Source organism: Streptomyces sp. NPDC088197 (genome assembly GCF_044741185.1).
In the GTDB taxonomy this organism is placed as follows: domain Bacteria; phylum Actinomycetota; class Actinomycetes; order Streptomycetales; family Streptomycetaceae; genus Actinacidiphila.
In genome coordinates, this window is record NZ_JBIUSD010000003.1 from 547,464 (window position 1) to 570,289 (window position 22,826).

General features: G+C 72.4%; 17 protein-coding genes and 2 pseudogenes. 6 read left to right on the forward strand and 13 right to left on the reverse strand.

Translation table 11 applies throughout. The features are described from left to right. Positions 1-26: 26 nt before the first annotated feature. Positions 27-932, reverse strand: a complete 906-nt coding sequence (locus ACIOC1_RS10900) for a ribonuclease Z (RefSeq protein ID WP_391160282.1) — start codon at positions 930-932, stop codon at positions 27-29. Positions 933-942: 10 nt separating this feature from the next. Next, the gene (locus tag ACIOC1_RS10905; protein ID WP_355344491.1) at positions 943-1,299 is read right to left on the reverse strand and encodes a histidine triad nucleotide-binding protein; all 357 of its coding nucleotides are present in this window, start codon (positions 1,297-1,299) and stop codon (positions 943-945) included. Between the two features lie 620 nt (positions 1,300-1,919). Between ACIOC1_RS10905 and ACIOC1_RS10910 the strand changes: the two genes are divergently transcribed. Then, positions 1,920-2,945, forward strand: coding sequence for a hypothetical protein (locus tag ACIOC1_RS10910; RefSeq protein WP_401853346.1), 1,026 nt, complete (start codon positions 1,920-1,922; stop codon positions 2,943-2,945). Positions 2,946-3,360: 415 nt separating this feature from the next. Then, positions 3,361-4,337, forward strand: a pseudogene (locus ACIOC1_RS10915) (transposase); the annotation flags it as partial. A gap of 26 nt (positions 4,338-4,363) precedes the next feature. Here ACIOC1_RS10915 and ACIOC1_RS10920 read toward each other — a convergent pair. Continuing rightward, positions 4,364-4,639: a hypothetical protein gene (locus ACIOC1_RS10920; protein WP_391160286.1), complete on the reverse strand. Its 276-nt coding sequence runs from the start codon at positions 4,637-4,639 to the stop codon at positions 4,364-4,366. Positions 4,640-4,882: 243 nt separating this feature from the next. Here ACIOC1_RS10920 and ACIOC1_RS10925 point away from each other — a divergent pair, with 243 nt between their 5' ends. Beyond that, positions 4,883-5,536 carry a hypothetical protein gene (locus ACIOC1_RS10925; protein WP_355344482.1) on the forward strand — a complete coding sequence of 218 codons (654 nt, stop codon included), beginning with the start codon at positions 4,883-4,885 and terminating at the stop codon, positions 5,534-5,536. A 116-nt stretch (positions 5,537-5,652) separates the two neighbouring features. Next, positions 5,653-6,396: pseudogene (locus tag ACIOC1_RS10930) on the forward strand (transposase); the annotation flags it as partial. Positions 6,397-6,648: 252 nt separating this feature from the next. On the opposite strand, the gene ACIOC1_RS10935 reads toward ACIOC1_RS10930, so the two are convergent. The 7 genes from ACIOC1_RS10935 to hrcA all read right to left on the reverse strand — a co-directional run bounded on the left by ACIOC1_RS10935 (position 6,649) and on the right by hrcA (position 15,572). Beyond that, positions 6,649-7,125 carry an NUDIX domain-containing protein gene (locus ACIOC1_RS10935; protein ID WP_401853348.1) on the reverse strand — a complete coding sequence of 159 codons (477 nt, stop codon included), beginning with the start codon at positions 7,123-7,125 and terminating at the stop codon, positions 6,649-6,651. A 377-nt stretch (positions 7,126-7,502) separates the two neighbouring features. Then, positions 7,503-10,841 carry a S41 family peptidase gene (locus ACIOC1_RS10940; RefSeq protein WP_401853351.1) on the reverse strand — a complete coding sequence of 1,113 codons (3,339 nt, stop codon included), beginning with the start codon at positions 10,839-10,841 and terminating at the stop codon, positions 7,503-7,505. Between the two features lie 22 nt (positions 10,842-10,863). Continuing rightward, a complete protein-coding gene (locus ACIOC1_RS10945; RefSeq protein WP_401304461.1) occupies positions 10,864-11,208 on the reverse strand; it encodes a hypothetical protein in 345 nt (114 codons plus the stop codon). A 137-nt stretch (positions 11,209-11,345) separates the two neighbouring features. Then, positions 11,346-12,080: a 16S rRNA (uracil(1498)-N(3))-methyltransferase gene (locus ACIOC1_RS10950; protein ID WP_391047518.1), complete on the reverse strand. Its 735-nt coding sequence runs from the start codon at positions 12,078-12,080 to the stop codon at positions 11,346-11,348. Beyond that, positions 12,077-13,141: a nitronate monooxygenase gene (locus tag ACIOC1_RS10955; RefSeq protein ID WP_391116785.1), complete on the reverse strand. Its 1,065-nt coding sequence runs from the start codon at positions 13,139-13,141 to the stop codon at positions 12,077-12,079. The genes ACIOC1_RS10950 and ACIOC1_RS10955 overlap by 4 nt, the downstream gene beginning before the upstream one ends. Positions 13,142-13,421: 280 nt before the next feature. After that, positions 13,422-14,555 (reverse strand): molecular chaperone DnaJ, encoded by a 1,134-nt coding sequence (gene dnaJ / locus ACIOC1_RS10960; RefSeq protein WP_355348854.1) that lies wholly within the window; start codon positions 14,553-14,555, stop codon positions 13,422-13,424. Further along, positions 14,556-15,572, reverse strand: a complete 1,017-nt coding sequence (gene hrcA, locus ACIOC1_RS10965) for a heat-inducible transcriptional repressor HrcA (protein ID WP_355348857.1) — start codon at positions 15,570-15,572, stop codon at positions 14,556-14,558. It lies immediately after the preceding gene. Positions 15,573-15,835: 263 nt separating this feature from the next. Here hrcA and ACIOC1_RS10970 point away from each other — a divergent pair, with 263 nt between their 5' ends. Together ACIOC1_RS10970 and ACIOC1_RS10975 are read left to right on the forward strand one after the other, a co-directional pair. Then, complete coding sequence (locus ACIOC1_RS10970) at positions 15,836-16,588, forward strand: MBL fold metallo-hydrolase (protein WP_391047523.1); 753 nt, start codon at positions 15,836-15,838, stop codon at positions 16,586-16,588. Positions 16,589-16,611: 23 nt separating this feature from the next. Beyond that, positions 16,612-17,436 (forward strand): DUF3097 family protein, encoded by an 825-nt coding sequence (locus ACIOC1_RS10975; protein WP_391047525.1) that lies wholly within the window; start codon positions 16,612-16,614, stop codon positions 17,434-17,436. Between the two features lie 21 nt (positions 17,437-17,457). Here ACIOC1_RS10975 and hemW read toward each other — a convergent pair whose 3' ends face one another. The 3 genes from hemW to ACIOC1_RS10990 form a co-directional block, all read right to left on the reverse strand. Further along, positions 17,458-18,690 carry a radical SAM family heme chaperone HemW gene (gene hemW, locus ACIOC1_RS10980; protein ID WP_401853356.1) on the reverse strand — a complete coding sequence of 411 codons (1,233 nt, stop codon included), beginning with the start codon at positions 18,688-18,690 and terminating at the stop codon, positions 17,458-17,460. 147 nt (positions 18,691-18,837) lie between these two features. Next, on the reverse strand, positions 18,838-20,745 hold the full coding sequence (locus tag ACIOC1_RS10985) for a SpoIIE family protein phosphatase (RefSeq protein WP_401853359.1): 1,908 nt from the start codon (positions 20,743-20,745) through the stop codon (positions 18,838-18,840). A gap of 161 nt (positions 20,746-20,906) precedes the next feature. Then, on the reverse strand, positions 20,907-22,790 hold the full coding sequence (locus tag ACIOC1_RS10990; RefSeq protein ID WP_355348869.1) for an AMP-dependent synthetase/ligase: 1,884 nt from the start codon (positions 22,788-22,790) through the stop codon (positions 20,907-20,909). Positions 22,791-22,826: the final 36 nt, after the last annotated feature.

Here is a 22,826-nt window from a genome sequence, read left to right on the forward strand (position 1 = left end):
GGGGTTCGCTTTCAGGGGGTTCGGGCTCAGCGGCGGCGCGGGACCGGGACGCGGATCAGGTCGTGGGCGACGGTCAGCTCGCCCTGGTAACCGGCCGTCCTCGCCTGCCGTTCGAAGACGGCGGGATCGCCGTAGCGCTGCGAGAAGTGGGTGAGGACGAGGTGCCGTACGCCCGCGTCCCGTGCGACGGCGGCGGCCTGACCGGCCGTCAGATGGCCGTAGTCGGCGGCCAGTCCCGCGTCCTCGTCCAGGAAGGTCGACTCGATGACCAGCAGGTCGCAGCCCTCGGCGAGGGCGTGGACCCCGTCGCACAGCCGGGTGTCCATGACGAAGGCGAAGCGCTGGCCGCGCCGCACCTCGCTGACCTGGTCGAGCGTGACGCCGTTGAGACCGCCGTCGCGTTGCAGCCGGGCGATGTCGGGACCCGCGACACCGTGCTCGGCCAGCCGCTCGGGGAGCATCCGGCGGCCGTCGGGTTCGACGAGCCGGTAGCCGTACGACTCGACCGGGTGGGAGAGTCGGCGCGCCTCCAGCGTGAAGGCGGGGGTCGTCGCGAGCACCCCGTCGGCCGCGACCGGCGCCTCGCGCAGGTCGGCGGCCTCGTGGTAGGCGGTGGCGTACCGCAGCCGCTCGAAGAAGCGCTGCCCACTGGCCGGGTAGTGCGCGGTGACCGGGTGCGGGACGCGGTCGAGGCTGATCCGCTGGAGCACACCCGCCAGGCCCAGCGAGTGGTCGCCGTGGAAGTGCGTGACGCAGATCCTGGTGAGGTCGTGCGCCGCGACGCCCGCGTGCAGCATCTGCCGCTGGGTGCCCTCGCCGGGATCGAAGAGGATCGCCTCGCCGTCCCAGCGCAGGACGTACCCGTTGTGATTGCGGTGCCGGGTCGGCACCTGGCTGGCGGTGCCGAGGACGACCAGTTCGCGTACCGACAAAGGCCGGACCTCAGACCAGCCGCTGGAGGTCGCGCCCGCCGAGCACGTGGGCGTGCGCGTGGAAGACGGTCTGTCCGGCGCCGGGGCCGGTGTTGAAGACGATCCGGTAGCCCGTCGTGTCGACCTTCTCCTGCGCCGCGACCTCGCCCGCCTCGCGCAGCACGTCGGCGGCCACCAGGGGTTCGGCCGCCGCCAGGGCGGCGCCGTCCGGGTAGTGCACGCGGGGGATCACCAGGACGTGGGTCGGGGCCTGGGGGCTGATGTCGCGGAAGGCGACGGTGGTCTCGGTCTCACGCACGATCGTCGCGGGGATTTCGCCGGCCACGATCTTGCAGAACAGGCAGTTGGCCTGCGGCTCTCCCGCCATGGTGGCGGCCCCCTTTTCGTACGGATACGGGTCGTGTGCATGCTATCCGCCGCTTGCGGGTCGCCGCTGTGCGGCTTGTCTTTCCCGCCCACCCGCCCACCCGTGCGGGTGCTTTCTTCGTCTGCGGGTGCCGCCTGTGCCTGGTCGGTCCCGGCCCGGGGCACCTCCTCGGGCGACGAACCTGCGGCCACCTGCGCCTGCTTCTGCCCCTGCCCGTTCGTCCCCCTGCGGGGGCACCCCGCACCGACCCCTCCGGTCCGTCGGCGCCCGCCTGTCCGGTGGGGGTGGCCGGGGAAGGGGGGTGGGCTCGGGTACGTCGGCGTCCAACGGTCCGGCGGGGGTGGGCCGAGGGGGTGGATGGGAGCCCGAGCTCTGTGGATGCAGCTCCCGGCCGGGTTTGCGGCGCGCCAAGGTATCTCATAGCACCCGAATGGAAGTGGTACGTGGCGACGAATCGCGCGCGTGGACGGACAGCCACGCGGCGATCGTGGACCTGTTCGCGGGCCATCTTCCGGCGGCGGACCGGTGGTAGGGCTTCTCCCGGGTGGCACCCGTGCCGGAGCTCTTCGCGGGGCGGGCCACGAAGGCCGTTGTCAGAGGAGATTGGCAAGATTGCGGCCATGAATGTCACTCCCGTCACTCCGCCACGGCCGATCGACGTTGTCGCGGTCTTTCCCGAACTGGCCCCACTGGCCCGCACGGCGACCCGCCTGCACCCCCGTCCCGGTGCGCCGACGCGGCACGACAGCTCGATCGGCGGGCCGCTGCTGTGGCCCGCCGACGAGCCGTGGCCGTACTGCGAGGAACCGCATGTGGTGGACGGCGTCAACCCGGTCCGGTCCCCAGCGGATCTGCGGCAGGAACGCCGGATCTTCGCCGGCGCGTACGGCCGGGACCTGAACGCCGAGGAACGGGAAGCCCTTGAACGGATCCGGCCCCCTCGGACGCGTCCAATGTGGCTGGCGGTCCAGTCGTACGACGGCCCCATAGAGATGCTGCCCGTCGCGCAACTGTACGCACGCGACGTGCCCGATCTGCGGCCGCCGGAGGGCAAGGACCTTCTGCAGGTGCTGTGGTGCCCCTTCGATCATCCGATCATGCCCAGGACCCTGCTCGTCTGGCGTTCGGCAGCCGCTGTCACCGACGTCCTCGACACGCCCCCCGAGCCGCCCGCAGTGCAGTTCGACGGCTATCTGCCGGAGCCGAGCGTGCTCGAACCGGAGCAGATCACCGAGTATCCCGACCATCTGGAGCTGAGCGAAGAACTGCGGGAGCGGATCAGGCAGTGGGACGTGCCGCAGGCGGCGGAGGAGGACATGGACCCGGACACGTACTACGACTGCGCGCTGTCCAACGCACCCGGCTGGAAGGTCGGCGGCTGGCCCGCCTGGGACTCCACCGACCCCGACCCGGAACGCTGCTCCGAGTGCGGTACCCGTATGGAGGTCCTGATGACCGTCGCCACGTTCGAGGAAGGGGACGACGCCGGGAACAGCTGGTCTCCGCACCCCCACCCCGGTGCCGGACCGTACCCGGGCCACCGCGGCTACAACGCGACCGGGGTCCAGATAGGCAGCGGCTACCGGCAGCATCTGTTCGTCTGCACGGCGAATGCCGAACATCCGCACATCGAGTTGATGACGTAGCCCGCCCGCAGCGTGCTGCCGGTGCGTCACCGTGGGGGCATACCGTGATGCAGGATGTCCGCGAAGCTCGCGGTCCCGGACACCCGACAGATTTGTTGACCTGCAGGAACGTGACCTCCGACGCATGGAGTTCCGCGCAGGTGAGCGCTTGTGTCTGAGCCTCGGTTTTGGGTAGCTCTGGGTCCTGGGCTGGGGCTGCGGGAGACGGTTGCCGTCGGTGGCTCCGGCTTGGACGAGGTTCCGTTCGTCGGCCTGCCGCGGTAGGAAGTGGCGGCAGGATCAGCGGTTTCGGAAGCGTGTGGCCGCGGAGTTGAGCGGGGCCGACCGGGCTGAGGGCGGGCCGACGCGGTGCTGTGCGCGGACGGGCCGGTGACCACGCCGGTGAATCTGACGCTGACGGCCGAACACCGGCGTGGGACGGTCCTCGGACCAGTTCATCCCCGGCTGGCCGTACTCCTTCGTCGCCGCCCTCGAATCGGGCCGGACGTCTTGGTGCCAGCTCCTGGACGCCGTCCGTCTCGGACCCGAGGACGACGTCGCCGAGGTCATCGCCGCCCAACTCCGCCGGGTCGTCACGGACCTGATCGAGATAGGCCGCTGGCACTTCGGCGATCGCGACATCCTCATCGTCTTCGACGCCGCTTACGACGCCCCGCGCATGGCCCACCTCCTGGCCGGCCTCCCGGTCGAGGTGCTGGGGCGGATGCGCTCCGACCGCGTCATGCGACGGCCGACGCCCTCGCTCAAGAAGTACGCCCTGTCCTACCCCCAGGGCGGGCGACCCCCGAAGCACGGCAAGGAGTTCCGCTTCGCCAAGCCGGCATCCACCCCCGTCTGACCACCCGCCCCGCCCGGATCGACCACACCGGCGAACTCCCCGTCATCGAAGGCACATTGATCCGCCTCCAGGTCGACCGCCTGCCCGGCGGAGGCGACCCACTCCCGCTCTGGCTCTGGTCGTCCGCCACTGGCCTGAACAGCGAGGACGTCGACGTGCGCTGGCAGGCGTTCTTGAGGAGGTTCGACATCGAGCACCTCCTCAGGCTGATGAAACAGACCCTCGGGTGGACCCGTCCGAAGCTGCGAACCCCCGAGGCCGGCGAGCGCTGGACCTGGCTGATCATCGCCGCCCACACCCAGATCCGCCTCCTGCGCGAGGCCGCCGCCGACTTACGCCACCCCTGGGAGAAGCCCGCCGGGCCCGGCCGACTCACCCCGGCCCGAGTCCGCCGGGGGTTCAGGAACCTCCGCCCGAACCTGCCCTGCCCGGCGCGTGCACCCAAACCAAGCCAGCCGGGCCCCGGCAGGCCACCCGGCTCGAAAAACCGGCACCCCACCACCCGCTACGACGTGGGCAAGACCACCAGACGCCCCGAAAGCATCATCGAACGCGATCAGCTCAGAGACGGAGTACAACGTCAGAATGGAACAGCCAGCCCGGCCTCGCGCAATCGAAGCAGTGCCACGTCCATGCACTCGGCGACCGAGGCCCCGTCCGCCCTCATCCCACCGCCCAGCGGCCCACCTGAAGCAGCGAACGTCCACGCCGGCTGACCGTCACGCATGCGCTCCGCGTCGACCCGGATCATGGCACCGACTCCCTGCTCGCCAAGCCACTCCAGGATGGACAGCGTCACGTCCTCGATGCCGCTGTCCAGATCCGCCTTGGGCCGCCGCCCCATCCCCTTGGCCATGACCACAACCCTACTCAGCAGCTGAACGAGTCGTGTCACGCACTCTCAAAGCGGCTCAGACCATAAAGAACAAGCTGAGCTTGCCATTTAATGTCCGGGGGATCATCGAGTCGGTGTCCCGGAAGCTCGAACCGGTATTGCGGTGTGCCCGAGAGTGTTGTGGTCACGCCAGTGGGCATCGCTACTGCTGGCGGGCGGGCCCTGGGCCCGGATCCTGTATCGCGGCTCGGTAGCGTCACCCTGGTGGACCTTAATCTTTTCAACAGCGTGCCCAATGGCCTGACGCCACGCGCCCGGTCGTTCGTCAGCTCGCACGGCGTCAAAGTAGACCTCCGATCCGTCGAGGCGCACAGGCAGTGGTGGCTGGAGCGAGCTATTCCAGCAGCGACGATCGACCGGATGGCGGCGTGTCAAGAACGTTGGGGCGGTCTGCTCCTGCCGCCTGCATCGCAGTACGACGGCGGCCCCAAGTTCTTCGATCCGGACTCGCCGGAAGGCTCTGCCTCCGAAGGGTGGTGGTTCGAAGCCGGACCGCAGCGTACCGCCGTCCCCTACTCGTTCATGATCGGACCAAATGATGAGTTCGGCATCCATGCGGACCGTTGGACGCCACTCCACGCGACCGTCGAGGGCTGGGTGGAGTCGCTCGCGCTGACTCACCACGCATCCATGTGGGCAAAGCAGATCACCAAGGTCACGGGCGATGATGTCGACGGCATCGACCTGGACGCCTACGAGCCGGTAATAGAGGTGCGGGGCCTGGCCGACACGTGGTGGCGGGGAAGCGAATCGTTGGTGGCGATGTACACGGGTGAGGCTGAATCCCTCTCCTTTCCCAGAGCACGCACCGCGCTGATCTATTCGGGCCTGGACGACTGGGGACTGCGAGGTGGTTGAGGACGTCAGCGCCTGAGCGCTTCAAGAGGGGCGGCTTCCACCCAAACGGCGATTCTCCGGACGAAAGGTCGGCCTTCGCATAATCCTGAACTCAGCTACGGGGAACAGGGTTCGACATGGAGGCCGCAGTGCCGGGTCTGCTCCACCAGGACGCCCGCCAGCAGGCATTCGCGAGACTGTCACGCTTTCGGGGCGATTTCTACGACTCCCTCACCGCGCGGGGTGACGCGCTGTTCGAGCTGGCGGACGCGTTGCTGTGCACGGACGGACCGGTCAAGACCTTGGTGGACCTGTCATTGGCGCCCGAGCACCGACGCGGACACGGCTCCCCCTATGCCGCGCTGAACAACGGTGCAGTCGACGGGACCGGCTGCGACGGCGGTTGGCCGAGCTGCCGCGGGCGGCCGACGGCCGCCTGATCTTGGCGGTGGACGTGAGCCCGTGGCTGCGGCCGGACGCCGGCACCGCGCCGGACCGTTCGTTCTGCCACACCTACGGACGGGGCAAGGACGAGCACCGGATGATCCCCGGCTGGCTACTCGATCGTCGTCGCCCTGGAGAGCGGCCGGACCTCGTGGACCGCACCTCTGGACGCGGTCCGCCTCGAACCCGGCGCCGACGTCTGCGCCGTCACGGTCGCCCAGCTCCGCCGAGTCGTGGAGGAACTGGTCACAGCCGGGCGACCGCCCAAACATGGTGGTGAGTTCGTCTTCGGACAGCCCGACACCTGGGGCCAGGAACACGCGGTGACCGTCACCGAGACCCGACTCTACGGGAAGGCCACCGCCCGGGCCTGGGACCGGCTCCATCCCCGCCTCACGAAACGGGCGGCCTGGCTCGACCACGACGGCGAGCTGCCCCGTGCACCCAAACCGACCCGACCAGGACCAGGACGCCCTCCTGCCTCGAAGAACAGCACCATCGCCACCCGCCACGACGTGGGAAGAGTCCTCGCAACCGGCGAGCCGCACCAACGACCGGCCCATGCCTGCGTTTCGTCACTCGGTAAGGCCCATTTCGTCGGTACCTCTGGGTGGGGTCCGGGCCCTGCGCGACTGGCCGTCCGCCCAGGGCAGGCGGGGGGTGCGGGCCGGGCGGGGAGGGGTGGAGGGTTATGAGGGAGGACGGGGATCGGGTGGGGGTGTCGGGGGCCAGCCGTGGAGGGAGATGGCCAGGCCGCCGTCGAGGTAGGAGCGGAGGGCGAGGTCGGTGGACGGGACCATGGGGGTGGGGAGGTCGGTGACGGGCGTCCAGCGGACCTGGCTGTGCTTGCCGGGCTCGCGGTTCTCCGGCTGGCCGTGCCAGGTGCGGGTGGCGAAGACCACGGTGAGGAATCCGGCCGGGGACTCCACGCCCCACGCGCCGTGCACGACGTGGGCGAGGGTCAGGTCGCCGGGGTCGACGGTGAGGCCGGTCTCCTCGTACAGCTCGCGCACGGCCGTGGCGGTGACCGGCTCCCCCGGGTCGCTCTTGCCGACCGGGAGGTCCCACATGCCCTGGCCGAATTTGGACCGCTCACCGCGCTGGAGCAGCAGGACCCGGTCGGCAACGGTGTCGTGGACGATGACGGCCGCGACGAGCAACGTCATGGAGTCGACAGCGGGCGGCAGCGCCGGGGGTCGGTCTCCAGGCCGGGACATCGGGGTTCCCTTCGTACGGACCGACACGGACAGATGAGGCATGCGGGGACCTCGGGTCCTCCGCTCCTGGGCCACCCCCTTCCCCGGCAACCCCCACCGGACCGTCGGACGCCGACGTACCGGGAGGGGACGGGCCGGGGTGCCCCCGCAGAAATGCGGTGACAAGAACGGCACCGGATACACAGGGCCAGGCAGCCGCATTTCGAGGAGGTGCCCCGGACCGGCACCGACCCAGGCACAAGCGGCACCCGCAGACGAAGAAAACACCCGCACGGGTGGGCGGGCGGGAAAAACCAGGCCCGAAGGGCCAACCACCGCCGACCCGATCAACCGCCCATACCCGGCAGCGCCGGCGGCCTCTTGGCCGGAGACTCCTCCAGCGCGGCAAGCGCCATGCCCACGGCAGTGTCAAGCTGCGGATCCCGCCCGCCAACCGAATCCTGCGGAGCGTGAACAACCTCGACGTCCGGATCAACCCCATGGTTCTCGACGCCCCAGCCGTACCCCTCCAACCAGAAGGCGTACTTCGGCTGCGTGACAGCCGTCCCGTCGACCAGGTGGTATCGGTTGTCGATACCGATGACCCCGCCCCAGGTGCGGGTACCGACCACAGGCCCGATGCCGAGAGCCCGAATCGCGGCGTTGACGATATCCCCGTCGGACCCGGAGAACTCGTTGGCGACAGCCACAATCGGCCCCCGCGGGGCATCCTGCGGATAGCTGACCGGGTGCGCGTCGCGCGGCAGGTCCCAGCCGACGACCCGGCGCGCCAGCTTCTCCACGACGAGCTGCGACGTATGGCCGCCGCGGTTCTCGCGGACGTCCACGACCAGGCCCTCGCGGGCGACCTCGACGCGCAGGTCGCGGTGGAGCTGCGCCCAGCCGCTGCCGACCATGTCGGGCACGTGCAGATAGCCCAGCCGCCCGCCGGACGCGCGGTGGACGTGGGCGCGGCGGTCGGCGACCCAGTCGTGGTAGCGCAGCGGTTCCTCGTCGGCGAGCGGTACGGCCACGACATGGCGTGCGGGGCCGCCCGCGGCGGGGGCGACGGTCAGTTCCACCGGCTTGCCCGCGGTGCCGACCAGCAGCGGCCCCGGTCCCGTCACCGGGTCGACCCGGTGGCCGTCCACCGCCAGCAGGAGGTCGCCCGCGCGGACGGCGACGCCCGGCGCGGCCAGCGGGGAGCGGGCGTACGGGTCGGAGGACTCGCCGGGCAGCACCCGGTCGATCCGCCAACCGCCGTCCTCCGTACGGGAGATGTCCGCGCCGAGCAGACCCTGCCGGTGCAGCGGGTCGAAGTGGCCACCGGACGGGATGACGTAGGCGTGCGAGGTGCCCAGCTCGCCGTGCAGCTCCCACAGCAGGTCGATCAGGTCGTCGTGGGTGGCGATCCGGTCGAGCAGCGGCCGGTAGCGCTCGCCCGCTGCCGCCCAGTCGACGCCGCCCATGTCGGCGCGCCAGAAGTTGTCGCGCATGAGCCGGTGCGTCTCGTCGTACATCTGCCGCCACTCGTCCTGCGGGCGGACGGTGACCCGGACCCGGGTCAGGTCGACGGTGACGGAGCCGCCGGATTCGTCGTCCGCGTCGGACTTGCTGTCGGCGGGCGTGATCCGCAGCCGCGATCCGTTGGTGAGCAGCACTTTGGCGCCGTCGCCGGTGACCGCGAAGGCGTCGGCGTCGTCGGCGATCTCCTCGATACGGAGCTGCGCCAGGTCGTACCGCTCCAGCACGGTGTTGGGCGGCTGGGCGTCCGGGGTGGCCAGGGCCGCGCCGAGCGCGCCGACCAGCGGGTGGCGCAGCCACAGCACACCGCCCTTGGCGGCGCGCAGCCCCGAGTAGTGCCCGGCCTCGACGGGGAAGGGCACGATCCGGTCGGCCAGGCCCTCCAGGTCGACGCGGGTGACGGGCGTACGCGGCCGGTCGTCCTTCTTGCCCTCGCCGCCGCTCTCCTTCCCCGCGCCGTCCTGCTCCTCCTTGGCCGGGCCGTCCTGGTCGTCCTCGTCGGCGTCGTACGGGCGGCCGTGGCGCTGCGGGCCGAACGGCGAGGGCGTCGTCGCGCACAGCGTGATCAGGTGCGGGCGGCAGGCGTTGGGGAAGGACAGGTCGAAGACGTGCGCGTCGTAGACAGGGTCGAAGGCGCGCTCGGACAGGAACGCCAGGTGGCGGCCGTCGGCGGTGAAGGCGGGCGCGAAGTCGTTGAACCGCAGCGGGGTCGCGTCGGCCACCGACAGGTCGGCGGTGGCGGCGATCTTCAACTGCCGCAGTTCGCCGGGGCCCGGCTGCGACCAGGCGAGCCAGGCCGAGTCGGGTGAGAAGGCGAGGCCGGACGCGTCGCCCGAGTCGCCCGCGATCACCTCGCGCACCTCGCCGGTCTGCGTCTCGACCAGCAGCACCCGGCCGTCGTGCGAGGCGACGGCGATGCGGTGGCCGTCCGGCGAGACCTCCATGTGCCGCACCCGGCCCAGGCGGCCCGCGGCGAGCCTGCGCGGCGCGGCGCCGGCCGGCAGGCCGACGGCGGGGGCGACCTCCAGGGCGTCCTCGCCGTCCGCGTCGGTGACCCACACCACCTGCTGCTCGCCGTCGGCGCCGCCCTGCCCGAACACCCGCGGCAGCCGGGTACGGACGCCGGGGTCGGCCGCCAACGCCCTTGCCGGGCCGCCGCGGTGGGTCAGCCAGTGCGTGGTGCCGCGGATCTCCAGGGCGCTGCCCCGGCCGGTGTGGTCGGGGCGCGCGTCCCCGAGGTACCGGGCGGCGCGTACGGGGTACGGCCGCAGGTCGGCGCGCTGGCCGCCGAGGCGTACCTCGATCTCGCGCGGTGCCGCGTCGGCGTCGGTCAGGTCGTCCAGCAGGTGGACGCGGCCCCCGGCCATGTACGCCACGCGGGCGCCGTCGGTGGCGGCCTGCCGGGCGTAGAAGCCGTCGATGCCGTCCGCGGGGGTGTGGCGGCGCAGGCCGGTGCCGTCGGGCAGGCTCGAATAGAGCGCTCCGGCGCCCTCGTGGTCGGACAGGAACGCGATGCGGTCGCCGACCCACATCGGGCACTCGATGTTGCCGTCGAGGTCCTGGTGCACCCGCTCGAAGGCGCCGTCGCCCGCGCGGTCGATCCACAACTTGCCCGCCGTGCCGCCGCGGTAGCGCTTCCAGTGCGCGGCTTCCCTGCTCATCGTCGGCGACTGGATCAGCACCGCGCCGTCCGGGCCGTACGCGAGATCGCCGACCGGGCCGTACGGCAGGGTCCGCGCGGGCCCGCCGTCCAGCGGCACCGCCCGCGCCCATGTCCGCCGCGAGGACGCCTCGCCGTACGGCGTGACCGCGACCAGCTCGCCGTCCGGCGTCCACGTCCGCACGGCCGTCCGTACGTTGCCCCAGTACGTCAACCGGCTGGCCTGGCCGCCCTCCAGGGGCGCGGCGTGCACCTCGGGCGCCCCGTCCCTGGTCGACGTCCACGCCACCCACTCGCCGTCGGGCGAGACCCTGGGCCGTCCGACCGGCATGTTGTCCGCGCTCACCCGCCACGCCCGGCCGCCGTCCAGCGGCGCGACCCACACGTCGTCCTCGGCGGCGAACGCGAGGAAGTCGCCGTGCGGGTGCGGGTGTCGGAGGTAGGAGGGCTGCGGCGCGCTCGGGCGCGGCTGCCGCGTCACGTGCTGGTCGTGGTCGGTCACCACGCCAGCCTAGCGACGGCGATCATGTCTTCGCCGAGCAGTTTCCGAGACCTCGTACGTCGAAGACGGTCTTCTTTCCGACCACCGCGGTCAGGTGGCCCTGGACGCACTTGTCGTCCAACTGCTTGGTCACCGTGCCCTTTACGGTGATCTTCTCGTCGTGGTCGGTCCGGCCGAGGCAGTCGACGTCGTCCTCGGTCCTGCCCGTCGTCGCGCTGCACGACAGCCAACTCACGTCAATGTTGTCCTTCTTGAGCGCCCGCGTCGCCAACTGGTCGGTCGTCGCCGACACCGCGCTCGCCCCCAGCCCGTCCGCCGGGTCGCATCCGCTGATCGTCATCGCCATGAGGGCGGCCGTCACGGCCATCCCCCCGGCTCCCCATGTCCCCATTCGTCCCATCCCCCCAACCTCCGCCCGCGACCGCCCTCCCGTAAATCCCCCGAAGGCAGGACCTTCCCCTTACGGGTGGCTGCCCCGCCCGTAAGGCCGGGTGGGTCGGAAGGTCAGGACCAGCGGCCGGTGCGGGCGAGGAGGACGGAGGCGGCGGCCACCCCGGCGGTGGAGGTGCGCAGGACGGTGGGGCCCAGGCGGTAGGCGGTGGCGGCGAGCGTGGCGATCTCCTCGGCGGAGACCCCGCCTTCCGGCCCGACGACGAGTACGACGGACCCGGACGCGGGCAGCGCGGCGGAGGCCAGCGCGGCCGAGCCCTCCTCATGGAGGACCCCGGCGAATTCGGCGCCGGCCAACAGCCCGGCGACCTGACGGGTCGTCATCAGGTCCGCCACGGAGGGAAATCGCAGGCGCCGCGCCTGCTTGGCGGCCTCCCGCGCGGTGGACCGCCACTTCGCCAGGGCCTTGGCGCCCCGGTCACCGCGCCACTGGGTGACACAGCGGGCCGCCGCCCAGGGAACGACGGCGTCGACCCCGGCCTCCGTCATGGTCTCGACGGCCAGCTCCCCGCGGTCCCCCTTGGGCAGCGCCTGGACGACGGTGATCCGCACGGCGGGCTCGGGTTCGACCCGCGTCTCGCGTACCTCGACGTCGAGCACGTCCTTGCCGGAGACGGCGGCGACCACCCCGTAGGCACCGCGCCCGCCCCCGTCCGTGAGGACGATCGCCTCGCCGGGCGTGAGGCGGCGCACGGAGACCGCGTGCCGCCCCTCGGGCCCGGTGAGGGTGACGGTGGACGGGGAGCCGTCCAGCGCGGCGGGTTCGACGAGGAAGACGGGGGCCGTCATGCGAGCGCCTCCCGGGCGGCGTGGAGTTCTTCGACGAGGAGTTCGACCAGGCGCCCGGCGGAGACGTCACGGGCCAGCCGATGGCCCTGACCGGCCCACAGGGCCATGCCCTGCGGATCGCCCGCCGCGGCGGCGGCCTTGCGCAGCCCGGAGGTGAGGTGGTGGATCTGCGGGTATCCGGGCGGCGCGTACGGCCCGTGCTCGCGGATGAAGCGGTTGAGCAGCCCGCGCGCGGGCCGCCCGGAGAAGGCGCGGGTCAGTTCGGTGCGGGCGAAGACCGGATCGGTGACGGCCCGCTTGTGCAGCGGACTCGCCCCGGACTCCGGGCAGACCAGGAACGCCGTGCCGAGCTGCGCCGCGTCCGCGCCCGCCGCGAGCACCGCCGCGACCTGCCCGCCGCGCATCAGCCCGCCCGCCGCGATCAGCGGCAGCTGCACGGCCTCGCGTACCTGCGGCACCAGCGACAGCAGCCCGAAACCCGCGCCGTCGAGCTGCGGGTCGTCGCGGTGCGTGCCCTGGTGGCCGCCCGCCTCCACGCCCTGGACGCACACCGCGTCCGCCCCCGACCACTGCGCGGCCAGCGCCTCGGACGGCGAGGTCACCGTCACGACGGTGTACGTACCGGCCTTCGCGAAGGCGTCGAGCACCGAGCGCTCCGGGCACCCGAAGGTGAAGCTCACCATCGGGACCGGGTCCTCCAGCAGGATCGCGACCTTCGCGTCGTACGCGTCGTCGGTCCCGCTGTCCGGGTCGCCCAGCGGCGTCCCGTACCAGGCGGACTCCCCCGCCAGCTGCTCGGCGTACACCGCGACCGCGGACGGATCGGCCGTCGCGGGCTGCGGCATGAACAGATTCACCCCGAACGGGTGCGAGCTGAGATGCCGGACCTGCCGGATCTCCTCGTACATCGCCTCGGAGGTCTTGTACCCGGCGGCCAGAAAGCCCAGGCCGCCCGCCGCCCCCACGGCCGCGGCGAGCTGCGGATTCGACGCGCCTCCGGCCATCGGCGCCTGAATGATCGGATACGCCGAGAACGACGAGAGATCGGTCAACGCGGACATGCCGTTCATCGTGCCATGCCGCCTCCCGGCGAGGTGCGGTACCCCGTGCGGGGCGTGGCCCCCGCGTCCGCCTCACGTGAGGCGGTGCCTCGTTTTTCAGGGCGCGGGGAACCGCGCGACAAGCCCCCGCCGGGCCGGTGGTCCGAGGACATGCCGATCCGCCCCTCTGGGGCCGGTGGTGACCCGCGGGAGCCATTCGGCCGGTCCGCGGTTCCCCGCGCCCCTGAAAAGACCGGCTCACCCCCCCCGCAGGGGAATCCTCGCGCGGAGCGCGGGCGCGCTACCGCCCGTTGAAGGCGTCCTTGAGACGGGAGAAGAGGCCCTGCTGGCCCGGCGCGAACTGCCCCAGGGGCCGCTCCTCGCCGCGCAGCACGGCGAGCTGCCGCAGCAGATTCTCCTGCTCGGCGTCGAGCTTGCTGGGGGTGAGGACTTCGACGTGCACGACGAGGTCGCCGCGCCCGCCGCCGCGCAGGTGCGTGACACCGCGCTGGTGGAGCGGGATGGACTGGCCGGACTGCGTGCCGGGCCTGATGTCGATCTCCTCCAGGCCGTCCAGCGTCTCCAGCGGGCACTTGGTGCCGAGGGACGCGGCCGTCATCGGGATGGTGACCGTGCAGTGCAGGTCGTCGCCGCGCCGCTGGAAGACCGGGTGCGGGACCTCGCGGATCTCGACGTAGAGGTCACCGGCCGGGCCGCCGCCGGGGCCGACCTCGCCCTCGCCCGCGAGCTGGATACGTGTGCCGTTGTCGACACCCGCGGGGATCTTGACGGTGAGCGTACGGCGGGAGCGGACCCGGCCGTCGCCCGCGCACTCGGGGCAGGGGGTGGGCACGACGGTGCCGAAGCCCTGGCACTGCGGGCAGGGCCTGGACGTCATGACCTGGCCGAGGAAGGACCGGGTGACCTGGGAGACCTCGCCGCGACCGCGGCACATGTCGCAGGTCTGCGCGGCGGTGCCGGGCGCGGCCCCCTCGCCGTTGCAGGTGCCGCAGGTCACGGCGGTGTCGACCTGGATGTCCTTGGTGGTGCCGAACGCGGCCTCGTCCAGCTCGATCTCCAGCCGGATCATCGCGTCCTGGCCGCGCCGGGTGCGCGAGCGCGGCCCGCGCTGCTGCGACTGCCCGAAGAAGGCGTCCATGATGTCGCTGAAGTTGCCGAAGCCCGCGCCGAAGCCGCCCGCGCCGCCTCCGCCACCGGCGGCCAGCGGATCGCCGCCGAGGTCGTAGACCTGCTTCTTCTGCGGGTCGGAGAGCACCTCGTAGGCGGCGTTGATCTCCTTGAACCGCTCCTGCGTCTTGGGGTCCGGATTGACGTCCGGGTGCAGCTCACGGGCGAGCCGGCGGAACGCCTTCTTGATCTCGTCCGGGCCTGCGTCGCGGCGCACGCCGAGAACGGCGTAGTAGTCCGTGGCCACTTACGACTCCGCCAGGATCTGTCCGACGTAACGTGCCACTGCGCGTACCGCTCCCATCGTTCCGGGGTAGTCCATGCGGGTCGGTCCGACCACGCCGAGTTTGGCGACTGCCTCGTCGCCCGAACCGTAGCCGACCGCCACCACCGAAGTGGAATTGAGCCCCTCGTGAAAATTCTCATGACCGATCCGTACGGTCATGCCCGAATCCTTGGCCTCGCCGAGCAGTTTGAGGAGCACCATCTGCTCTTCGAGGGCTTCGAGCACCGGCCGGATCGTCAGCGGGAAGTCGTGGTTGAACCGGGTGAGATTCGCCGCGCCGCCGAGCATGATCCGCTCCTCGGTCTCCTCGACGAGCGTTTCGAGGAGCGTGGCGAGCACGGCGGTGACCGCGGGGCGGTCGTCCGGGTCGAAGCCGTCCGGCAGGTCCTGGACCAGCGGGGGCACGTCCGCGAAGCGGCGGCCGACGACCCGGCTGTTGAGCCGGGCGCGCAGGTCGCCGAGCACGGTCTCGCCGATCGGCGCGGAGCAGTCGATGAGCCGCTGTTCGACGCGGCCGGTGTCGGTGATCAGCACGAGCATCACGCGGGCGGGCGCCAGCGGCAGCAGTTCCACGTGCCGGACCGACGAGCGGGTCAGCGACGGGTACTGCACGACGGCGACCTGCCGGGTGAGCTGCGCGAGCAGCCGTACCGTACGGCCCACGACGTCGTCGAGGTCGACCGCGCCGTCCAGGAAGTTCTGGATCGCGCGGCGCTCGGCCGACGACAGCGGTTTGACGCCCGCGAGCTTGTCGACGAAGAGCCGGTAGCCCTTGTCGGTGGGAATGCGGCCAGCGCTGGTGTGCGGCTGGGCGATGTATCCCTCGTCCTCCAGGACCGCCATGTCGTTGCGCACGGTGGCGGGCGAGACGCCCAGCCGGTGCCGTTCGGTGAGCGCCTTGGAGCCGACCGGCTCCTCGGTCCCGACATAGTCCTGGACGATGGCACGCAGCACTTCGAGCCTGCGTTCGCTCAGCATCGCGCACCTCCAGCCGTATGGCCTCGTCCGTCTACCGGTCCTTAAAACCGCCCTGGCCTGGCACTCCTGCGTTTCGAGTGCCAGCCGCCCCGCAGCAAGTGTACGGCGAGGTAGCGAGGGCGAGGCAAGGGCACCGTACGGGTGGGCGAAGTGTGGCGGGATGGGCGGCGGTACGAGGCGACGGAGCGGCGGTCGGCGACGGGCGGCAGGGGACGGCGGCGGACGACGGGCGGCGCGGGCGCGGCGGCGATAGCGTCGGTCACGTGAGATCTGCGGAACCGGCGGAGCCGGTGGAGGGCACGGGGTGGGAGCAGCTGGCTCCCGGTGTCGCGCGGCGGCGGCTGCCGCATCTGGATGTGACCATCGGACTGGTGGTCGGCGACGACGGTGTGCTGCTGGTCGACACCGGCTCCACGCTGCGGGAGGGCGCCGAGCTGCGGGCCCAGGTCGAGGCGCTGACCGGCCGGACCGTCACCCATGTCGCGCTCACCCACGGCCATTTCGACCACGTCTTCGGCACGGCGGCCTTCCCCGGCGCCGAGGTGTACGGGCAGACGTCGCTGGCCGCGCTGCTGCGGCGCGAGCGGGAGGCGCTGCGCGAGTCGGCGGTCGCCTTCGGCACCGACCCGGCGGAGGCGGCGCGGGCCGCCGAGGCCCTGGTGCTGCCCGGCCACCCGGTCAGCGGTGAGTACGCCCTGGACCTGGGCCGCGACCGTCCGGTGCTGCTGGTCCACCCCGGCCCCGGCCACACCCGCAATGACCTGGTCGTGGTCGTGCCGGGCGCCACCCCGAGCGATCCCGCCGTGGTCTTCTGCGGCGACCTGGTCGAGGAGTCGGGCGAGCCGCAGGCCGACGACGACGCGGCGCCCGACCGCTGGCCCGGCACCCTGGACGCGCTGCTCGCCCTCGGCGGCGAGACGGCCCGTTACGTGCCCGGCCACGGCGCGGTGGTCGACGCCCGCTTCGTACGGGCCCAGCGCGACGCGCTGGCGGCCCGCTTCGGGTCCGTCGCGTAGCCGCCCTGGTTACGATCTCCCTCATGCGCAGCAGGAGTTACGACGACCCCGACCTCACTCCCCCGTGGAAGCGGAGTACGCCCGCGCCCGAGGTGGCCGCGGAGCGGGATCTGGTGGTCGAGGAGGTCGGCACCGGTTTCTGCGGGGCCGTGGTGCGGGTGGAGAAGACCGCCGAGGGGCTGACGGTCACGCTGGAGGACCGCTTCGGCAAGCACCGCGTCTTCCCGATGGAGCCGCGCGGCTTCCTCATCGACGGCAAGCAGGTCACCCTCGTCCGCCCGCAGGCGCCCGGCCCGCGCGGGCCCCTGCTGTCCGCCTCCGGCTCGATCGCGGTCACCGGCGCGAAGGCGCGGGTGGCGCGCGCCGGACGGATCTACGTCGAGGGCCGGCACGACGCCGAGCTGGTCGAACGCGTCTGGGGGCACGACCTGCGCGTCGAGGGCGTCGTGGTCGAGTACCTGGAGGGGGTGGACGACCTCCCGGCCATCGTCGAGTCCTTCTCGCCGGGGCCCGACGCCCGCCTGGGCGTCCTGGTCGACCACCTGGTGCCGGGCTCCAAGGAGTCCCGTATCGCGGCGGCGGTCACCGGGGCGGACGTCCTGATCGTCGGCCACCCCTATATCGACGTGTGGGAGGCCGTGAAGCCGTCCTCCGTCGGCATCCGGGAGTGGCCGCGCGTCCCGCGCGGCGAGGACTGGAAGACGGGGGTCTGCCGCAGCCTCGGCTGGAACATGACGACGGGTGAGGCGTGGCAGCGAATCCTGGCCTCGGTCCACACCTACAAGGACCTCCAGCCGGAGCTGCTGGGCGCGGTGGAGCACTTGATCGACTTCGTGGCGGCGCCGTAAGGAGCCGCCCCGGGGCGGCTCCTAGTCGACCAGGTCCCTGACGACGGCGTCGGCCAGGAGTCGGCCGCGCAGGGTGAGGACGGCGCGGCCGTCCGCGTAAGGACCGGCCTCCAGGAGGCCGTCCGTTACCGCGCGGGCGGCGGCGCGGGCGCCCTCCTCGGCGAGGAGGGCGAGGGGGCAGCCGTCGGCGAGGCGCAGTTCCAGCAGGACGCGCTCGACGCGGCGGTCCTCCGCGGTGAGGATCTCCCGCCCGGCGCCGGGTGAGCGTCCTTCGCCGAGGGCCTGCGCGTAGGCGCCGGGGTGCTTGACGTTCCACCAGCGCACGCCGCCGACGTGGCTGTGGGCGCCGGGCCCCGCGCCCCACCAGTCGGCGCCGGTCCAGTACAGCTCGTTGTGGGTGCAGCGCCCGGCGGGGGTGGTGGCCCAGTTGGAGACCTCGTACCAGGTGAAGCCCGCGGCGGCCAGCCGCTCGTCCGCGATGAGGTAGCGGTCGGCGTGCACGTCGTCGTCGGTCATGGGCACCTCGCCGCGCCGGATCCGCCGGGCGAGCCGCGTGCCCTCCTCGACGATCAGCGCGTACGCGGACACGTGGTCGGGACCCGCGGCGACGGCCGCGTCCAGGGAGGCGCGCCAGTCGTCGTCGGACTCCCCCGGCGTGCCGTAGATCAGGTCGAGGTTGACGTGCTCGAATCCGGCGGCGCGCGCCTCGGCGACGCATGCCTCGGGCCGCCCAGGGGTATGGGTGCGGTCCAGCACCTTCAGTACGTGCTGCCGCGCGCTCTGCATCCCGAACGACACCCGGTTGAAGCCGCCCGCGCGCAGTTCCGCGAGGTAGCCGGGGTCGACGGACTCCGGGTTGGCCTCGGTGGTGATCTCGGCGCCGTCGGCGAGGCCGAATTCGTCGCGGATCGCGGCCAGGGCGCGGACGAGGTCGGCGGCGGGCAGCAGCGTCGGGGTGCCGCCGCCGACGAAGACCGTCTCGACCGGGCGCGGGTCGTCGCCCAGGACCTTCCTGGCCAGCCGGATCTCGTCGGTGAGCACGTCCGCGTAGTTCTCGCGGGAGGCCAGGGCGCCGCCCGAGCCGCGCAATTCGGTGGCGGTGTAGGTGTTGAAGTCGCAGTAGCCGCAGCGCGTCGCGCAGTACGGCACGTGCAGGTAGAAGCCGAGCGGCCGGTCCGCCGCCCCGTCGAGCGCGTGCGCGGGCAGCGTCCCGTCCGCGGGCACGGGCTCACCATCAGGCAGTACGGAAGGCATCTGTCCAGTATCCGGTACGCGCGAGGTGCCCGAATCCGCACGGTCGCCGGCCTCGCTCGGGTCGCGGTCCCGATCCCGCTCGGATGCCGGTTGCGGCCCCGCTCGGGTCCCGGTCCCGGCCCCGCTCGGACGCCGGTCCCGGCGCGCTCACCTCGCCTGGAGGACCAGCAGCGCCAGGTCGTCGGCGGGCGGCGCGTCGTCGTACTCGTGGACCGCGCGCCGGATGCGTTCCGCGACGGCGACGGCGTTCAGCCCCACGCAGCCGCCGAGCGCCGCCGCCAGGCCGTCGTCGTCGTCGAACTGCCGGTGCCCGCGGCGGCGTTCGGTGACGCCGTCGGTGACGCACAGCAGTGTCTCGCCGGGGGTGAGGTCGAAGGACTCGCAGTCGTACCGCGAGTCGTCGCCGATGCCGAGCAGCATCTGCGGGCTCGCGGCCTCGCGTACCCGCCCGTCCGGGGTGAGGACCAGCGGCAGCGGGTGGCCTGCCGAGGCGAGCGTGCAGCGGGCGCCGCGGCCTGTGGCGTACGGCACGATCTCGCCGTAGAGCAGCGACAGGAAGCGGGCCTGGCCGCCCTCCCAGTCGCCGGTCTCGCCGATCAGGGCGGTGGCGGCCTCGTCGGCGAGCGCCTTGTTGAGGCGGTCGAGGACATCGGGGACGCCGTAGCCCTCGCGGGCCAGCAGCCGCAGGACCGGGCGGGCGATACCGGTCAGCGAGGCGGCCTCGGGGCCGTTGCCGCAGACGTCGCCGAGGGCGAAGCACCAGCGGCCGTCGCCCGCGGGGAACAGGTCGTAGAAGTCGCCGCCGACCCAGTCGCCGGCCGTGGGCTCGTACACCACGGCGTGGTCGACGCCGGGGATGCGGCCCGCGGCGGGCGGCAGCAGGCCGCGTTGCAGGACGGTGCTGATCATCGCCTGGCGGGCGTACTGCCGCGCGGTGTCCACGGCGAGCGCGACCCGGCGCCCGAAGTCCTCGACCAGGCCGACGACCTCGCCCGGCAGACCGAGCAGGCCGGTGCGGCCGAGCAGCAGCGTGCCGTGCCAGCGCCCGGCGGCGACCAGCGGTACGGCCAGCGCGCCGCCGTGCTCCCACATGTCGTCGGTGGCCGGCCAGGGCCACGGCATGGCGCCGCCGAGGCGGGTGCCGGAACGCAGGCCCGGCGGGGGCGGGGTTTTCTCCAGTACGGCGCGCAGGCCGTCGATACGGTGCTCCGCGCCGTGCCAGACGCTGGACAGCCGTGGCCGGCCGCCGGTCCCGTAGAGCCAGACCGCGCACCAGTCCGCGAGCCGCGGCACGAGGAGCTGGGTCGCCAGCACGGCCACGTTGTCCTCGTCGAGCTGGCCCGCGAGCAGGTCGGACGCCTCGGCGAGGAAGGACAGGGAGCCGCGGTTGATCCAGTCGGAGTCCGCTTTCCGGGCGGAGCCGGAGGGCGCGGGCGCCAGGATCTCGGCGGCCCGCAGGCCGCGCCGTAGCGGTTCCTCGCTCTCATCTTCGCTCCCGTCAGGCGGGGGCGGGCCGGTGAGGTCGAGGCGGCACCAGACGGTTTTACGGTCGCGGCGGTAGCTGATGCCCCAGGCGTCGGACAGGGCGGCGACGAGTTGCAGGCCGCGACCGCCTTCCCTGTGGTCGCCGGGGTCCGGCCGGTCGTCGCCGCGCAGCACCCGTGCCGGGTACTGGTCGGACACCTCGATCACCAGACCGGGCTCCCGCGACCCGCTGTCCCCGAACGCCTCCGCCGCCGCCTGCGCTCTCGTCTCCAGTCGGCACAGGACGTCCACGGTGGTGCCCGCGTGGATCACCGCGTTGGTCACCAGCTCGCTGACCAGCAGGATCGCGTCGTCCACGACCTGTTCGGTGAACGCGGCGGCCTCCGGCAGGCCCTGGCTCGTCCAGTCGGCGAGCGCGGCCCGCAGGAAGCGCCGGGCGGCGCCCGCCGCGAGCTGATTGCCGGGCAGCGTGGTCCCGGCAGCGGTGCCGGTGCTGATACCGGCGCCGGTACGGGTGCTGGCGGTACGGGTGCCGGTGCCCTCGCGGGGGCGTGGCGGGTCGAGCCTCACAGGCGGCTCCCGAGGATGCGGCGACAACGCACACACCGTGACACACCGAACCCGTCCGAACGCGCCGCGTGACCCCCGGGGTCCCCCGAATCGGTCCCCGCCCGGCCAACTCCGGGCGCGGCGCGCCCGCGAGGGGTACCCTGCGCGCCGCTCGCGGAGGCTTACGCCTCGCGCGCTCCGGCGTACATCTCCTCGATCAGCGGGGCGAATTCGCGCTCGACGACCGGGCGCTTGAGCTTCAGGCTCGGGGTGAGGTCGCCGTGCTCGATGTCGAGGTCGCGCGGCAGGACGCGGAATTCGCGGATCTGCTGCCAGCGCTGGAGGTTGTCGTTGACGCGCTGGACGTAGCCGGCGATGAGTTCGCGGACCTCGTCAGTGCCGACGACATCGGCGTACGAGCGGCCTTCGAGGCCGTGCTCCGCGGCCCAGACGAGGATGGTGGGCTCGTCGAGGGCGAGCAGCGCCGTACAGAAATTCCGGCCGCCGCCGACGACCAGGACGTTGCTGACGAAGGGGCACACCGCCTTGAACTGTCCCTCGACCTCGGCGGGCGCGATGTACTTGCCGCCCGAGGTCTTGATCAGGTCCTTCTTGCGGTCGGTGATCTTCAGGAAGCCGTCGGGCGACAGTTCGCCAATGTCGCCGGTGTGGAACCAGCCGTCGGACTCCAGCACCTCGGCGGTCTTCTCCGGCAGCCCGTGGTAGCCCTGCATGATGCCGGGGCCGCGCAGCAGGATCTCGCCGTCCTCGGCGATCCGGACCTCCAGGCCGGGCAGCGCCTTGCCGACGGTGCCGGTGCGGTAGGACTCGCCGGGGTTGACGAAGCTGGCGGCGCTGGACTCGGTGAGGCCGTAGCCCTCCAGGATGTGGATTCCGGCGCCGGAGAAGAAGTAGCCGATCTCGGGGGCGAGCGCGGCCGAGCCGGACACGCAGGCGCGCAGCTTCCCGCCGAACGCCTCGCGGATCTTGGCGTAGACGAGCTTGTCGGCGATCGCGTGCTTGGTGCGCAGGCCGACCGGCACGGTCGGGACGCCGGTCAGCCGCATGCTGTTCTGCGCGGCCTTGGCGTACTCGCGGGCGACCTCGGCCGCCCACAGGAAGATCTTGTACTTGGCGCCGCCGCCCGCCCTGGCCTTGGCGGCGACCCCGTTGTAGACCTTCTCGAAGATCCTCGGCACGGCGGCCATGTAGGTCGGCTGGACGACCGGCAGATTCTCGATGATCTTGTCGACGCGGCCGTCGACGGCGGTGACGTGGCCGACGGTGATGTGCCCGGCGGTCAGCACCTTGCCGAAGACGTGCGCGAGGGGCAGCCACAGGTACTGCACGTCGTTCTCGTCGAGCAGCCCGATCGCCTCGATGGCGCGCGCCATGTACGCCCAGCAGTCCTGCGGCAGCCGGACGCCCTTGGGGCGGCCCGTGGTGCCGGAGGTGTAGATGAGGGTGGCGAGCTGGTCCTTGGTGATGGCGGCGACGGCGTCGGTGACGGCGGCCGGGTGCCGCTCCAGGTAGGCGGCGCCGCGCTTGATCAGCTCGTCGAGCGACAGCACCCAGCCGTCGCCGTCCGTGTCGGCCGCCCCGGCCGCGTCCATGACCACGACATGCGTCAGCTCGGGCAGCTCCGCGCGGCGCTCGCGGGCCTTGGCGAGCTGCGCCGCGTTCTCCGCGATCAGGACGCGGCTGCCGGAGTCGGCGAGGATGAACGCGGTCTCGTCGGCGTTGGTGCTCGGGTAGACGGTGGTGGTGGCCGCGCCCGCGCACAGGATGCCCAGGTCGGCGAGGATCCAGTCGACCGAGGTGTTGGACGAGATCGCCACCCGCTCCTCGGGCCGGATGCCGAGGTCCATCAGGCCGGCGGCGATGGCGTAGACCCGCTCGGCGGCGGCGCCCCAGGTGAGCGCCTGCCAGGTGTCGGGGCCCTGGCCGCTCTCGGACGGGACGGGGAAGCGGTACGCCTCCGCGTCGGGGGTCGCCGTCACGCGCTCCAGAAAGAGCGTCGCCACGGAGGGCGGCCGATTCTCGATCAACGTCTGTGTGTCGGTCACGACAACCTCCGGGCCCGCGCCTGTGTTCTTAACTCA